The 352-nt window shown below is 58.2% G+C and carries 1 protein-coding gene; it reads left to right on the forward strand.

All coding sequences use genetic code 11. The features are described from left to right. On the forward strand, positions 1-352 hold a 352-nt coding region (locus tag M2R48_RS21420; protein WP_262087652.1), incomplete at both ends, for an MlaD family protein.

Consider the following 352-nt stretch of genomic DNA (forward strand, 5'->3'; position numbering starts at 1 on the left):
TTCCAACTGGTCGGCTATTTGGGTACTGCCCCTGATCGCCCTGATCATCGGCGGTTGGTTGGGCTGGCGTGCCTATTCTCAGCAAGGCATCGAGATCCAGGTACGCTTCGAAAGCGGCGAAGGCATCCAGGTCAACAAGACCGAAGTAGTCTACAAAGGCATGCCCGTGGGCAAGGTCAAGACCCTGGCCCTGGACGACGAAGGCAACAATCGCGGGGTGATTGCCACCATCGAGATGAACAAGGACGTCGAGCAATACCTCAAGACCAACACGCGCTTCTGGCTGGTCAAACCCAGCGTCAGCCTCGCCGGCATCACCGGCCTGGAGACCCTTGTGTCGGGGAACTACATT

Source organism: Acinetobacter sp. I-MWF (genome assembly GCF_025433935.1).
Classification (GTDB): domain Bacteria; phylum Pseudomonadota; class Gammaproteobacteria; order Pseudomonadales; family Moraxellaceae; genus Acinetobacter; species Acinetobacter guillouiae.